Origin of the sequence: uncultured Photobacterium sp. (genome assembly GCF_947502415.1) — a bacterium.
Classification (GTDB): domain Bacteria; phylum Pseudomonadota; class Gammaproteobacteria; order Enterobacterales; family Vibrionaceae; genus Photobacterium.
Genome location: NZ_CANMZV010000016.1, coordinates 35619 through 49543 on the forward strand (window position 1 = coordinate 35619; position 13925 = coordinate 49543).

The 13925-nt window shown below is 44.6% G+C and carries 13 protein-coding genes and 1 pseudogene; 10 read left to right on the forward strand and 4 right to left on the reverse strand.

The window, feature by feature from the left end; translation table 11 throughout:
* Positions 1 to 24: 24 nt before the first annotated feature.
* A pseudogene (locus Q0852_RS16295) lies at positions 25 to 201 on the reverse strand (IS5/IS1182 family transposase); the annotation flags it as partial.
* Positions 202 to 444: 243 nt separating this feature from the next.
* Positions 445 to 897: a thioesterase family protein gene (locus tag Q0852_RS16300; RefSeq protein ID WP_299019713.1), complete on the reverse strand. Its 453-nt coding sequence runs from the start codon at positions 895 to 897 to the stop codon at positions 445 to 447.
* Between the two features lie 464 nt (positions 898 to 1361).
* Here Q0852_RS16300 and Q0852_RS16305 point away from each other — a divergent pair, with 464 nt between their 5' ends.
* Positions 1362 to 2372: a Preprotein translocase subunit SecY gene (locus Q0852_RS16305; protein WP_299019842.1), complete on the forward strand. Its 1011-nt coding sequence runs from the start codon at positions 1362 to 1364 to the stop codon at positions 2370 to 2372.
* A 211-nt stretch (positions 2373 to 2583) separates the two neighbouring features.
* The gene (locus Q0852_RS16310) at positions 2584 to 4152 is read left to right on the forward strand and encodes a phospholipase D family protein (protein ID WP_299019714.1); all 1569 of its coding nucleotides are present in this window, start codon (positions 2584 to 2586) and stop codon (positions 4150 to 4152) included.
* Between the two features lie 60 nt (positions 4153 to 4212).
* Here Q0852_RS16310 and hppD read toward each other — a convergent pair whose 3' ends face one another.
* Positions 4213 to 5289, reverse strand: coding sequence for a 4-hydroxyphenylpyruvate dioxygenase (gene hppD / locus Q0852_RS16315; protein WP_299019716.1), 1077 nt, complete (start codon positions 5287 to 5289; stop codon positions 4213 to 4215).
* 305 nt (positions 5290 to 5594) lie between these two features.
* Here hppD and Q0852_RS16320 point away from each other — a divergent pair, with 305 nt between their 5' ends.
* A complete protein-coding gene (locus Q0852_RS16320; RefSeq protein WP_299019718.1) occupies positions 5595 to 6566 on the forward strand; it encodes a CHAD domain-containing protein in 972 nt (323 codons plus the stop codon).
* 64 nt (positions 6567 to 6630) lie between these two features.
* On the opposite strand, the gene Q0852_RS16325 is transcribed toward Q0852_RS16320, so the two are convergent.
* Positions 6631 to 7113 (reverse strand): glutathione peroxidase, encoded by a 483-nt coding sequence (locus Q0852_RS16325; protein WP_299019720.1) that lies wholly within the window; start codon positions 7111 to 7113, stop codon positions 6631 to 6633.
* Between the two features lie 386 nt (positions 7114 to 7499).
* On the opposite strand from Q0852_RS16325, the gene yhfZ reads away from it, so the two are divergent.
* From yhfZ to Q0852_RS16360, 7 genes are all read left to right on the forward strand, one after another.
* Positions 7500 to 8396, forward strand: a complete 897-nt coding sequence (yhfZ, locus tag Q0852_RS16330; protein ID WP_299019722.1) for a GntR family transcriptional regulator YhfZ — start codon at positions 7500 to 7502, stop codon at positions 8394 to 8396.
* A 21-nt stretch (positions 8397 to 8417) separates the two neighbouring features.
* Complete coding sequence (locus Q0852_RS16335; protein ID WP_299019724.1) at positions 8418 to 8795, forward strand: PRD domain-containing protein; 378 nt, start codon at positions 8418 to 8420, stop codon at positions 8793 to 8795.
* Positions 8792 to 9667 carry a phosphotriesterase-related protein gene (locus tag Q0852_RS16340; RefSeq protein ID WP_367278161.1) on the forward strand — a complete coding sequence of 292 codons (876 nt, stop codon included), beginning with the start codon at positions 8792 to 8794 and terminating at the stop codon, positions 9665 to 9667. Before Q0852_RS16335 ends, Q0852_RS16340 begins: the two co-directional genes overlap by 4 nt.
* A gap of 27 nt (positions 9668 to 9694) precedes the next feature.
* Positions 9695 to 10054 (forward strand): DUF2620 domain-containing protein, encoded by a 360-nt coding sequence (locus tag Q0852_RS16345; protein ID WP_299019727.1) that lies wholly within the window; start codon positions 9695 to 9697, stop codon positions 10052 to 10054.
* Between the two features lie 9 nt (positions 10055 to 10063).
* A complete protein-coding gene (locus Q0852_RS16350; protein WP_299019729.1) occupies positions 10064 to 11365 on the forward strand; it encodes a YhfT family protein in 1302 nt (433 codons plus the stop codon).
* Positions 11366 to 11467: 102 nt separating this feature from the next.
* Positions 11468 to 12646, forward strand: coding sequence for a YhfX family PLP-dependent enzyme (locus Q0852_RS16355; RefSeq protein ID WP_299019731.1), 1179 nt, complete (start codon positions 11468 to 11470; stop codon positions 12644 to 12646).
* On the forward strand, positions 12639 to 13898 hold the full coding sequence (locus Q0852_RS16360) for a phosphopentomutase (RefSeq protein WP_299019733.1): 1260 nt from the start codon (positions 12639 to 12641) through the stop codon (positions 13896 to 13898). The genes Q0852_RS16355 and Q0852_RS16360 overlap by 8 nt, the downstream gene beginning before the upstream one ends.
* Positions 13899 to 13925: the final 27 nt, after the last annotated feature.

Sequence of the window (13925 nt, forward strand, 5' to 3'; positions counted from 1 at the left end):
GATCTAGCTCTAACTGGCTGCATGTTAGGCAATAACTTTTCTTTCAGGCATACCTAGACTTATGACTTTGTTTATTGCTTTGACATTAGCTAGGGCTTCACCAACTTGACCGTTGTAACTACGGAGCGTCAACGTACCGTTGGTTAGTCCTTTATATCTCGACATGGCAGTTTCTGAGAGCGATCTAAAATGATACCCAGAGTCGATAGCAGAGTCATCAACCCAGAATGTAATTGAACCACGTTGCTCCAATACTTTGTTGTACTGCTTCCAGTTTGTAATTTTGTTCTTCGACTTGCCCATTACTGACACCTAAAACATCCTGTGATAGATGATCTGATCACTGAATAGCTGAATAGCTGAATAGCTGAATAGCTGAATAGAAAATAACGACAGCTCAGGTAAAACAATGTAACTTCGCTACCATTTCATGAATGTTAAAACTTATAGTGTTTCTTGCTGAATCGCCACCTGCGATTCAATCCCCTGAATACTGTCTACAAGCAAGGACGAAAGCTTAGCTTTTTGCTTGTTATTGAAATCGTACATTACGACATCTGCCTTACCAAATGTCGCCACCGCACCCAGTTTTTTGCTAACAACGGCATACTCCATCGTAAAACGATCATCATGCAACTCTGACACGCGGCTACCAATATACAAAGTATCCGGATAAGTCACCGGCAACTTGAAACAACAGCTTGTTTCACTCAATACCGGGCCAATACCGGTTTTATACATTTCTTCCATCAGTGCGACTTCACGGAAGTACTCTATCCTCGCCGTTTCAAAATAACGAAAATAGACCACATTATTGACATGTTGGAAGGCATCCATTTCACCCCATGCAACCGGAATCTCAGTAATAACGGGATAGTCTTTCAATAGTTCTTTCATTTGCACTCCTTGCTGTAATAGTTATATCAAAAGCAAATTAACCTCATAGCCCATTATGGCAAACCCCAATAGAGCATTTAATCTAAGTATGAATTAACCATATAACACCCTAAAGAAAGTGCCAAATCCATCTAACATTGAGTAAGCTTAACCACTATTCCAGCGCCTATACCAACGCCTTTATAGCTCAAATTATGCGAACTTTAAAAATCCTGCCATTCAACTTTGACTAAGTTTTCTTCAGTTATGAAAGCGCTGTGCAAAAATACGCAAAAAAAAATGGCCGAATACCTTATTTTATAAAGGCTAGCGTCCTGTTTTGAGGTATCCTTAGCCACCTTTTTTATTGCTCGGCGGTATTTACCGACGGGCTGAAATTATGAGCCAGCATGCTCATAGATAAGAACCAGATTATGCTTTACAACGACAATCTACCCGTACGTTTTCCGAAAGGAACATTTGCGATGTGCACTGTATACAGTTTTACCGGTGCATCAATCTTAGCTTCAATTATTTTCTCTTTACTGCTATTCCTGTCGATCGACGAAGACCCAATGATGCAACTGCTCTTTGGCGGGCTGGCCGTAATTTTCGAATTAGGTAAATTCTTTGCCTGGTATGAATTTGGTGAACGCCGTGCCCGACGCAGCTACACAGGCGCTTTCTCAGCTTTTGCCTTCTATGCAGTGCTGGCTGCTATCTCTATTGGCGGTTCAGTCGGCGGGATCAACAGTGCAACCAACAAGGCACAGAGCCACGTCAATGTGCAACAAAGCAAAATTAACAGCTACAACATGCAAATCGATGCCATCGAAAAACAGATTGATCTAAACAACGTTGCTGCCAAGAAATATATCCAGATGGCGCGTATCGCAACCGGTGTTGCCCGCATCCAGAAACAAAATGACAAACTGCGCCAGCAACAACAACAACTTGCTGTCGAACGTGACAGTCTGCCTGTGGTTAGCCAAGGCTCAGTACTTGGCCTGATTGACAGCCTTGCCAAGTCGCTCAATGTGCAGACACAAACGGCACAGTTAGGGCTGGTCGTATTCTTGTCCGTACTACTCGATTTCTTCGCGGCTTTCTTTGTTGGCCTGATCGGTGAAGAGCTTCGATTCAGAAATCAATTCCATCGGCTCAACCCAATCACTATTGATACTTTCAACACTGAACCAAAAGAGCCGGAACTACTGACCAACCAGATGGAAAACAGCAGTGATATCTTTGAATCTGACGCACCTCAGCAAGAGGATGCAAAGCCAGAAACACCAAAGATACCAAAGACATCTTATGAAAAAGCCATCGACGCGTTGAGTAACAATCAAGTTAACTGCACCAAACGAGCTGTAACCCGCTTCCTAAAAATCAGCAGCGAAGAAGTCGACGAAATCTTCAAGCTACTGTTGGAAGATGGTATTGTCAGTAAGAAACCCAACAACCACTATCAGTGGCACGGAGTATCTGAAAGCTAGGTTTCAGGCCAGATAAAACAGCCCGCTATACTTGGTAAGTACTGCGGGCTTTTTCTTGCAATCCATTTTATCTACACGACGTTCCTGCCAAGTAGTTAGCAACAATTATCCGATAGATGCTACTACGCACATATAAATAAGACTACGCAGAATAGCAGCAATCACAATACAATTAGCTACATAGAATAATCATCTTTCAAGGCTATCGGACATGGAGCCCCAAAATTTTGCCAAGCCTTTTTATCTCTTGCTGCCTCAGCTTACTCACCATATTAACTTCAGGCTTCTTAAGCTCAGTCTGATAGGTACACTGCTTGTCGGCTGCGCTCAACAAATACACCATGAAAAAGAATTCAGTACCGCCATTCCACTCAACCGCAACACAACGTTAGCCACCTATAGCCGTCCATACCTTGTTGGCACCCCTAACCTCTCAGGGTTTTATCCTCTTGGTGACGGACAGGAAGCGCTGCTGGCGCGGCTCGCCTTAATCCAGAGTGCTGAAAGTAGTATTGATCTTCAGTACTACATCTACCGTGACGACCATACCAGCTCACTGATGACATGGGCGCTCTACCAGGCAGCCGAACGAGGTGTTCGCGTTCGTATATTGCTCGATGACATGCAAGCCCGAGATGATAACGTACTGGCAACCCTCTCCAGCCACCCCAACATTAAACTACGCCTTTTTAATCCTTTTACGCAACGGACTTTCCGGATGCTCGGATTTGTCGGAGATTTCGACCGCCTGAATCGTCGCATGCACAATAAAGCACTTGTCGCAGATAGCGCCTTTGCTGTAACCGGAGGCAGAAATATCGGTGACGAATATTTTGCCGCTAACGATGCCGTTGATTTCGGTGATTTTGACCTGCTCCTAATTGGCTCCGCGGTTCCTGATATCGCCCGTCAGTTTGACCTGTACTGGAACAGCCGCCCAGCCACACCTATCGAGCATCTGGTGGATAATATTCAACCTCCCACACGAGTGCAGCTATCACAGTGGCAACAATCATTAGAGAACCGCTTCAAAAATTCAGATTATATCAACGCATTATCCGATCTACCGCTTGCCCAGGAAGTAAAAAATCAATCTCTGAATTTTTATCTGGCTGAGGCTGAAGTGATTTATGACATGCCATCAAAAGTCTATGCCAAAGATACCAATGCACTGTTACTACACCAGATCTCAGCCGTCTTACAGCAAGCAAAATCTGACTTTTTGCTGATATCACCTTATTTTGTTCCGACTCAAAACGGCACGGAAGCATTAGTTGAGGCAGCAAGAAAAGGGATTAATGTCACCATAATTACTAACTCACTCGCCTCGAATGATGTTTTTGCCGTTCATGGCTGGTATGCGAAATACCGTAAACCACTACTCAAAGGTGGCGTGAAACTTTACGAAGTTAAAGTCGATTCCAGCCTCAAGAAAGATCGCTCATGGCTAGGTAGCTCCCGAACCAGCCTGCATGCAAAAACATTTATCATTGACCAGCACAAGATTTTTGTCGGCTCATTTAACTTCGATCCGCGTTCGGCGTATATCAATACTGAAATGGGCGTTTTTCTTGATACACCTGAATTTGTCGAATATATTTATCAACAAATGGGAATAGGGCTCATAAAAAACACTTATCGCCTAGAGCTGAATGATGACGAGATTATTTGGGTTGATGACCATACAGGCGTCCGTTATACCTCAGAGCCCTACGCTGGCTTTTGGTCTCGGTTAGGCGCTTGGTTTTCTGGCCTGATGCCTATCGAAAGCCAGCTATAACGGCTCAACTCGGCAAGACCGACCTTTGCCAACTCATACCCTGAGAGAATTCTACGGCAGTCAATTATCTTCCGCACCCAGCACGCCCCGGCGGATCTGATCCAGCTCAATGGATTCAAACAGCGCCTGGAAATTGCCTTCACCAAACCCCTGATTCCCCTTACGCTGAATGATTTCAAAGAAAACAGGACCAATTACGGTATCTGTAAAGATCTGAAGCAAAATGCCGGTCTCATCACCATCTATCAAGATCTTCAATTCATTCAAACGGGCAACATCTTCCTGATGCCCGGGAAGGCGTTTGTTAACGTTCTCATAATAGGTATCCGGCGTATCCATAAAGGCCAGACCGCCATCTTTAAGCTTCTGCACCGTGGTATAAATATCCTGAGTACTTAAAGCGATATGCTGAATCCCCTCGCCATTATATTGCTCCAGATATTCCGCAATCTGAGACTTATCATCCCTCGATTCATTGATCGGTATCCGGATCTTGCCGCAAGGTGATGTCATTGCCCGTGACAGCAGGCCGGTCATCTTACCCTTAATATCGAAATGGCGAATTTCCCTGAAATTAGCAATCCTTTCATAAAAAACAGCCCAAACATCCATATTGCCGCGTTTGACGTTATGGGTAAGGTGATCAATCACTTCCAGGCCAGCATCCTGTTTATCCATCCTCGCTAAGTAATCAGGGTAATAATCGAAATCAATCTCGTAAATATCATGCTCACCATAACGATCTACCAGATAAATCAATGAGTCACCGATACCGTAAATCGCCGGGATATTCAGCTCCATAGGCCCGGTCTGCGGGGCACAAATTTTTGCTCCTTTATTAACAGCATAGGCAAGTGCCTGACCGGAGTCGCCCACACGAAACGCCATCGCATTAACACTGGCACCATGCAATCCTGCAAAACCTGCAGCCTGTGAATGTGATTCACCATTTACAATGAAGTTAATATCACCCTGCCGATACAACCAGACCACCTTGTGCTTATGCTTAGCAACTTCAGCAAAGCCCATCAGGCGGAACAGGTTCTTCAGCTTTGCTATCCCCTCTGGTGTTGGCGCTGTATATTCAACAAATTCAAAGCCATCCGTTCCCATCGGATTATCAATTATCTTGCTCATCCGCATGATCCTCACTTGCTATGATCAATAAGCGTGATCATTCAAACCTGTTACTTATTAATAGGATTAGCAGTTACGGCATAAGATGAGACATTTGAACCCGAAAGCCTGTTAAGCCAATGTAAATAACGTACGTAAACTCAAATTGCCACTTAAAAAAGTAACCCTACGTAGCATTTCAACCTGCGCTTCAAGCTAATTTTAGGCCGATGGTAATTAGTAACTTTGCAATCTCGATACCAGTTTCAGAAGCTTTACTCCTCACCTCTAAAGTAGCGACTAAGATTTAGTAAAGAGGTGAAAAAATGAATGTAAACAAGCGTGATCAGCTCAAATTACCCAAAAAGAAAAAACCTGAAATATCACTGTCAGCAAACGCTGACATTTATCTGCCTACTTTCCATTTCTTAAAATCAGAATACAACCATGCCAGACAGCATGAAAAAGGCATTATCCGAGATGATGACGTTGAGTTTCTGCATCAATACCGGGTTGCCCTCAGGCGCAGCCGTGCATTAATAAGCCTGCTAAAATCCCTGTTCAAACCTGAACAGAAAAACATGCTAAAAGCAGAGCTCAAAACCATGATGTTAGAAACGAATCTGCTCAGGGATTTGGATGTTTTCCTTATTAAAATGGATGACTACTTCTCATGCCTTGATCACCAGTATCACCAAGGACTGACCTGTTTTTTTGACGAATTACAGCACATGCGGAGGAAAACCCACAAAGAACTAAAAAAATGGCTGCGTTCAGATAACTATGACCAACAATGCCAGTTAGTTAAAGGACTCATTGCCGAACTTGAATTCTGCACAACAGCAAAGGGGCATGCTCACAGCCAGGATTTCGGTAGAGATATAATCTGGAAACATTTTGATGAAGTACAAACACTTTGTAATGAACTAACAAGCAACAGTCCGGATCAATCTATCCACGAGCTGCGTATTTGCTGTAAGAAACTACGCTATCTATTGGAGTATTTCTCCCCAATATTTCCAACAAAAGTCGGCAAAGAACAAATAAAACACCTGAAGCAGCTACAGGATGAACTCGGTGAATTTAATGATTCATCCGTTCAGCAGCACTTTTTTGAGCATTACCTTAACGATCATCCTGCATCAAACCCAAGCCACGAGGCCATTTCCCAGCTAAAAGCCATCACAGAACGTCACCACAAAGAGACAAAAAAGCAGGTTATACATCAAATAGGACTTTTTACACATCCTAAGAATATCAAAAGCTACAAAGCCTTATATTTCGCAGGAGCTAAATAAGAAAAGCCTGACAATATCAGGCTTTATATATAACAACCTACAATAAAGACCAGCTTCTTAAGCCTTACGCCTTCAATTCGCGAACAATATCTTGCTCTATAGATTCCGGCGCTTTATTCGGGGCAAAACGTTTAATCGGTTTACCATTACGGCCAATCAAAAACTTGGTAAAGTTCCATTTTATTTTTTGACCAAATAATCCTGGCAATGCTTTCTTCAAATACTGGAAGACTTCGTGGCTTTCTGAACCGTTAACATCAACCTTCTCAAACATCTGGAAATCAACACCGTAGTTTATCTGGCAAGCTTCAGCTATTTGCTGATTTTCACCCGGCTCCTGACCACCAAATTGATTACATGGAAATCCCAAGATAACCAACCCTTCATCTTTATATTTGGCATAAAGCTCCTGCAGCCCTTTATATTGATGAGTAAAACCGCATTCACTAGCCGTATTCACTACCAGCACTACTTGGCCAGCGTATTCATTCATGGAAATTTCCTCACCGCGAATACTATTCGCAGAGAGTTCATAAAACGTCGTCATTACCTTTCTCCATTAGCGGAAAAACATTACAAAAAAGCCACCAGCACTAACGCATCCCCCCAATTTAGCAAATTTGATTAGAATGATTATTCTATTTATCAATCACAAACAAACAAATACGGAAACAAACGCTAAGAGTAGTCATTAAAACCATTTAAATTCAACAAGTTGAAAACAAACACCATCACTCACCCCAGCTCATTCTTTCAAATGTTTTTTTATATTAAGTTCTGAAATGTAAGGCATTCACAATATTTGCTACCCCCATCACGCCCTAAAAGCTTAAGTAAGAGCTAGATCTCATATTCTATAAACTGGTCTATAAACAAGCAGTTTTTGTTGTTATTTTAAACATTCAAAATATTGAAGATTAAAATATTGTTACTATGACAACTCAATACATCAGCAAAGAAGGGGCCGCAATAATTAATATTGCGCGGTATTTAATGACAACTTCAGTCAATGACCGACTGAGGACCATAGACTCTTTATCTGAAGATATTGGAGTTTCCGTCGGCTTTATTCAAAAAGCATTAAGCACGATAGAAAAACAAGGCGCTGTCGTATTATCCAAACAGGGCAGGAATGGCACTTTCATTTCTAAACTGGATTATCAGGCTCTGGTTAAGCTTGCCGGTTTTTTCCATGTTGTATGCGCTATGCCCCTCCCCTACACCAAGCATTATGAGGGCCTTGCCAGCGGACTAAAAAAACAAATTGGAGATTTGCCGCTGTATTTTGCCCACATGCGCGGCGCAGATGTGCGGGCGGAATGCCTAAAAGCCGGCACTTATGATATTGCCATTATGTCCAAACTGGCGGCGCAAACCTACTCTGACAGCTTTGTTACAGCCATAGACCTTGGCAGAAACTCCTATTCGCATGAGCACAGACTTATTTACCGAAGTGGCGAATACGACACAATCAAAAAAGTTGGTGTCGACCAGGATTCACCAGACCAAAAAATACTCACTCAACTTGTGTTTGAGCATAAGCCAGTAGAAATCGTCGAAATCAATTACGCAGACAGCCTTACACACCTATTACATGGTGAAATCGATGCTGTTGTCTGGCTACCTGAAGCTATCGATATGGAAAAATACGGCCTGACGGAACAACCGCTGGATCATATCAAGCAGTGTACCTTAGCCTCTGAAGCGGTAATGCTGGTCAGCGGGGAAGCGCCGCACATCAGCACGCTGCTCCGTAAGTTAATCAATATTCCTGAGTTACTCGACCACCAACAGCAAGTTGTCAGGGGCGACATTACCCCTAGCTACTAATTCATACAACAGGAGTGCGCAATGAAGGATCGCCTAACCTTGTTACTACAAGCCAATGTAATCAGCCAGGATGCTTATCAGGCTACCTCTTTGGCCGTAGAGCTTATTTCCCGCCATCTCAATGTTGATGAGAGTAATGAACAGTACCAAATGGCCATGACGCATTTGGCAAGGGCTTATGATCGTATCAAGTCTGGTGATCCTATTGCCGAAGGCTTAGACCCGGACATTTTCGATGAAATTATATCGGACGAGGGTTTTGAACAAATCAACGCCCTGAATCAGGAAATACTTGATTCACTTAATATCAGCAATGTTCCGGAAACAGAAAACTCATTTTTACTGAGCAACCTCTTTTCACTGCACTGTGCAAGCCAAACCAAGGAGGCTGCATGTTGATTAATAATGCAGGCTATACCTACTGCCATGAGCACCTACATATCGATTTATCACCACAAAAAGGTGATATCGACTGTCGTCTTGATCAATATGAACTGATCAAAGATGAAATGCGCGATCTTATTGATCATGGCGTTTATAACATTATCGAAGTAACAAATTCCTTTATGGGAAGAAATCCTCAATTTATTGAAAGTTTAATATTCGAAACAGGAATAAATGTACTCCTGTCGACCGGATATTACATTGATGGCTTCTTTCCACCTGAGCTTTATTCCAAATCAGCCCAACAGATTAGTCAGGAGATGATTAGGGAAATCATTGTCGGCATTGATGGTAGCAACCTTAAAGCCAGTGTCATCGGCGAAATCGGCAGCAGCGAAAACACCTTCACCGAAACCGAAAAAACTGTCTTTGAAGCTGCGGCAATGGCTCACTACGAAACAGGCCGTCCAATCTCTACCCACCAGTCCATGAGCACAATGGGGCGACAGCAAATCGAGTTGTTCAAAAACTTCGGTGTTGATATGGAAAAGGTGACTATCGGCCACTGTGACCTGAAAGATAACCTTGATGAAATTCTCTGGTTACTTGACCAGGGCTGCCACATCCAATTCGACACTATCGGTAAAAACTCTTACTACCCGGATACCAAGCGCTTAGCAATGCTCAAAGCACTGTCCGAGCGCGGTTTACTCGATCGGGTGATGTTATCAATGGATATCACCCGTCGTTCGCACCTGAAACAAAATGGCGGACTGGGCTTTTGCTACCTGATCGAAACCTTTGTACCGATGCTCAAAGAAATTGGCATCAGTCAGGTAGAAATCAACGCCATGTTAAAGCACAACCCCTACACACTTTTCCAATAAAAATAAGTTAAACAGAAGGTTCCCGTTATGAAAAAGATTGGTATTGCAGGACTACAACGCGAGCAAATCAAAGAACAAATTGATATGGCATCACCCGGCCAATTTGAATGCCACATCCTCAATGACATGGATGCTGCAATGAAAGTGAAATCTGGCGAGCTTGATTACTACATCGGTTGTTGTAACACCGGCGCAGGCGCTGCGCTGTCCATCGCTATCGCTATTATTGGCTTCACCCAGAGCTGCACTATTGCCAAACCAGCAATAAAAGCCAAACAAGATGAAGTTCAACGCTTCATTGACGAAGGCAAAGTAGCCTTCGGCTTATCCGTTGAACATATTGAACACGCAGTCCCCATGCTCGTCACTTCACTCGCTAATAAATAAGGCTATCACATGGACATAATGCAAATCGGCTTAGTTGCCACGCTCTGTGCCATGACGGCACTTATCGCCAACATGAGCGCTTCTGTCTTCCATGACGGGATACGCCCAATACTGCCACAGCTGGTCGAAGGAAACATGACACGACGCGATGCCGGTTCTGTGGCTTTCGGCTTGTCGATCGGCTTTGTTGCCTCTGTCGGGATATCTTTCACCTTGTCGACAGGACTGCTCAACCCCTGGCTGCTATTCCTTCCTACCGATATCATCGGAGTCATGCTCGGAAGCCGATTACTTGCGGCGATTGGAGGTGGTTTATGGGGCGTTCTTGTCGTCACCTCACTCAGTGGTGTTAATGCCGTATTAACCGGGTTACCTATAGACGCTCTGGGTGCGCTGGGCGAGCTTGGTACACCAGTCATGACCGCTTTTGCCTTGTTCCCGCTACTGGCTATTTTCTACCAATTTGGCTGGAAAGCAGGAGCTCTAGCCAGTGCCGTCGTTCTGGTATCTCGGTTACTGATCATAAAATATACGGGCATCTATCCAGAATCTATCCAGATTTTTGTTGGTATGGTAATGCTTGTCGGAACCGCCATCCATAAAGACATCCAAAACAAAAATAACGGGATCAATCCACCCGATATGTCCGGCATGCATAGCCTGTTTGAAGAGCGCACCAAGCGAATCATGAAGAACATGCCATTTCTGGCTGCAACAGGTGCACTCATCGCAATCGTGGCCAATGCGGGTATTTTTGCCGGCTCAGAAGTCTCTATTTATTCTCTGGCTGACGCATACAAAATCGCCGACCCAATTGAGCAAGATGCCGCAATCAAACAAGTCGCTCTTTCTGAATTCATGCGCGGCCTTGGCTTTGTGCCACTCATCGCCACAACAGCACTGGCTACCGGGGTATACGGTGTCGTCGGTATGACCTTTGTGTTCGTCGTCGGCTACCTGGCGCCAAACATTCCCGTTGCAGCCTTGCTCGGCGCAATCACTATCTGCATTGAAATTGTCCTGCTTCGTAAAATTGGCCACTTCCTGGAGCAATTCCCATCGATCCGCAACGCTTCGGATAACATTCGAAACTCAATGAATACCCTGATGGAGTTTGCATTACTGATTGGCGGAGTGCTGGCTGTAATGAAAATGGGATCAACAACCGGCCTGACCATCTTCACTGTTCTGTTCTTCCTTAACGAAGTCATGGGACGCCCGATCCTCAAAATCGCAGCACCGGCGGTTGCCGCCATCCTAACCGGTATTGCACTGAATGTGCTGTACGTATTCGGTCTGTTCGCTATCTAGTTAACGGGTAAAAGAGCCAGTCTGACTTCCCCTTCCACAATCATGGTGACGTAATGGTTACCCTTGTGGACTGGCTCTTATCGTCATTAAAAAGGTGCTTATATGTTTCTAAATACGTTAATACAACAAAATCCGGCACTGATTGACGGAGCCATTAAGCTGCTTGAAGATGGGTCGATCCTGCCCGATACCTATGTCATCGATGTCGACCAGTTCAAAGAAAATGCCCGTTTAATAAAAGACAAAGCCGATAGTTATGGCATTCATCTCTATGGCATGACCAAACAATTTGGCCGAAATCCAATGTTAGCAAAAATGCTTGTCGATGAACTGGGATACGATGGTATTGTCTGCGTCGATTTCAAAGAGGCCCGGCAACTTCACAAAGCCGGAGTGAAAATTGGCCACATAGGCCACTTAGTTCAACCTCCGAGTCGCTACATTCCTTTTATCGTTTCCGAGATCAAACCAGAAGTCATCACTGTTTATTCCATTGAAAAAGCACGAGAGGTTTCAGCCGCTGCTCAACAGGCCAACCGAACCCAAGGCATACTGCTGAAGTTCTTCCGTTCCAGTGATCAGCTGTACCCTAACCAGGAAGCAGGCTTTCCCATCGAATCACTCGAAGGGGTCATTTCCCAAATTTCTGCCCTACCGAACCTTCATATTTCGGGACTGACCCATTTTCCCTGCTTCCTCTATAACCCTAAAACACATAGTACTGAGCCAACACCGAATATCAAGACACTATACGCGGCTAAACAACAAGCTGACGAACTGGGTTACCGTTTCACTCAACTCAATTCCCCTTCAGCAACCTGCTGCGAAACCATACCGAATATTAAGCACTTCTCCGGAACGCACGGTGAACCGGGTCATGCCCTGACCGGAACCATTCCTGCCAATCTGGATGGCAGTCAGCCGGAAAAGATCGCCATGCTGTATATCAGCGAAGTCTCGCACCATTTCGGGAGAAAAAGTTATTGCTACGGTGGCGGCTATTACAGCCGAAGCCAATTAACCAGTGCACTAATCCGAGAACAAATACAGGCCGAAACCAAAGATACGATCGTCAATATCAGCAACGGGGATGAATCCAATATCGACTATTACCTACAGTTCGATTCGCCCTGCGCTATTGGGACTCCTGTCGTCATGGCCTTTCGCACACAAGTTTTTGTTACACGAAGTGATGTTGCTCTTGTCGAGGGACTATCAAGCAATGCTCCGAAGCTGCTTGGTTTATTCGATGCACAAGGTAATGAGGTGATACATGGCTAAATTTATTGTCGTGGTATTAGATGGTTTTGGCATTGGTGAAATGCCGGATGTTGCAACAGTCCGCCCACAAGATCTGGGCGCCAATACGGCAGGAAAACTACTGAATCATTTTCCGCTCAAAAGGCTCCCGACACTGGAAAAACTAGGGCTAATCAATATTGTCGGCGCAACTAACTCGGTGATGAACCTCGCTCCAGACGCAAACTGGGGAAAATCAAAGCTCGCTCACTACGGATGTGACACTTTCATGGGTCACCAGGAAATCATGGGCACACACCCCAAGCCGCCCATGATCAAACCGTTTCAGCAATCCATTGATGATATAGAAGAAGCGCTCAATCTAGCCGGCTATCAAGTTGAGCGAATCAGCCGGAAACAACTGCAATTACTGATGGTCAATGGCAGTGTTGTAATCGGTGATAACCTTGAAGCCGATCTGGGTCAAGTCTATAACCTGACAGCGAATTTCGGCCAGATCAGTTTCGATGACGTCAAAAAAATCGGACAAGTAGTTCGTTCTGCCAATGCGGTAAGTCGCAATATCGCTTTTGGTGGATTCGTCCCGACAATACAGAACATCCTGAATGCCATAGAAACCAAAACCGATAAAAGTGGCAAGGAATTGTATATCGGTGTCAATGCGCCCGATTCCGGTACTTACGACAATGGATTCCAGGTTGTCCACCTTGGCTATGGTGTCAATGCCAAAACCCAAGTGCCCTATCAGCTGAATCAAGCAGGTATTCATACTTACCTCTACGGTAAAGTTGCCGATATTGTCCAGAACGACACCGGCACATCTTTTACCTCTGTCGTTGATACCGATCGAGTTTTCGAACTGCTAATCAATGATCTGCACCAATACGATAAAGGTTTTTTCTGCGCCAATGTGCAGGAAACTGATCTCTCCGGCCACCAGCAGGATCCCAAGCGCTACTGGACAATTTTAGAAAAAGCAGATCGGGGATTAGCTTCGGTAATCGCTGAGATGGAGCAAGGGGATATGCTGGTTGTCATGGCCGACCATGGTAATGACCCATTCATCGGCCATACCAAACATACCCGAGAACAAGTGCCGTTGATGGTCTATAGCCCCGGAGTAAAAGGCGTTCAGCTCGATACCTGCGAAACGATGGCCGATATTGGTGCCAGCGTCGCAGCTTACTTTGGCGCCCCTTTCCCAGAATTCGGTTGTCCGGTGATAGCAACGAAAATCAAGAGGGCAACCCCCACACTCTCAGAAGCGTTCTAACAGCGTGACAAATTTAACGGGCGATCT

Excerpts from the sequence above, each read along its gene's own strand:
- Q0852_RS16300 (WP_299019713.1), bottom strand. The coding sequence starts at position 897 with ATGAAAGAACTATTGAAAGACTATCCCGTTATTACTGAGATTCCGGTT.
- Q0852_RS16305 (WP_299019842.1), top strand. The coding sequence starts at position 1,362 with ATGTGCACTGTATACAGTTTTACCGGTGCATCAATCTTAGCTTCAATT.
- Q0852_RS16310 (WP_299019714.1), top strand. The coding sequence starts at position 2,584 with ATGGAGCCCCAAAATTTTGCCAAGCCTTTTTATCTCTTGCTGCCTCAG.
- hppD (WP_299019716.1), bottom strand. The coding sequence starts at position 5,289 with ATGAGCAAGATAATTGATAATCCGATGGGAACGGATGGCTTTGAATTT.
- Q0852_RS16320 (WP_299019718.1), top strand. The coding sequence starts at position 5,595 with ATGAATGTAAACAAGCGTGATCAGCTCAAATTACCCAAAAAGAAAAAA.
- Q0852_RS16325 (WP_299019720.1), bottom strand. The coding sequence starts at position 7,113 with ATGACGACGTTTTATGAACTCTCTGCGAATAGTATTCGCGGTGAGGAA.
- yhfZ (WP_299019722.1), top strand. The coding sequence starts at position 7,500 with ATGACAACTCAATACATCAGCAAAGAAGGGGCCGCAATAATTAATATT.
- Q0852_RS16335 (WP_299019724.1), top strand. The coding sequence starts at position 8,418 with ATGAAGGATCGCCTAACCTTGTTACTACAAGCCAATGTAATCAGCCAG.
- Q0852_RS16345 (WP_299019727.1), top strand. The coding sequence starts at position 9,695 with ATGAAAAAGATTGGTATTGCAGGACTACAACGCGAGCAAATCAAAGAA.
- Q0852_RS16350 (WP_299019729.1), top strand. The coding sequence starts at position 10,064 with ATGGACATAATGCAAATCGGCTTAGTTGCCACGCTCTGTGCCATGACG.
- Q0852_RS16355 (WP_299019731.1), top strand. The coding sequence starts at position 11,468 with ATGTTTCTAAATACGTTAATACAACAAAATCCGGCACTGATTGACGGA.
- Q0852_RS16360 (WP_299019733.1), top strand. The coding sequence starts at position 12,639 with ATGGCTAAATTTATTGTCGTGGTATTAGATGGTTTTGGCATTGGTGAA.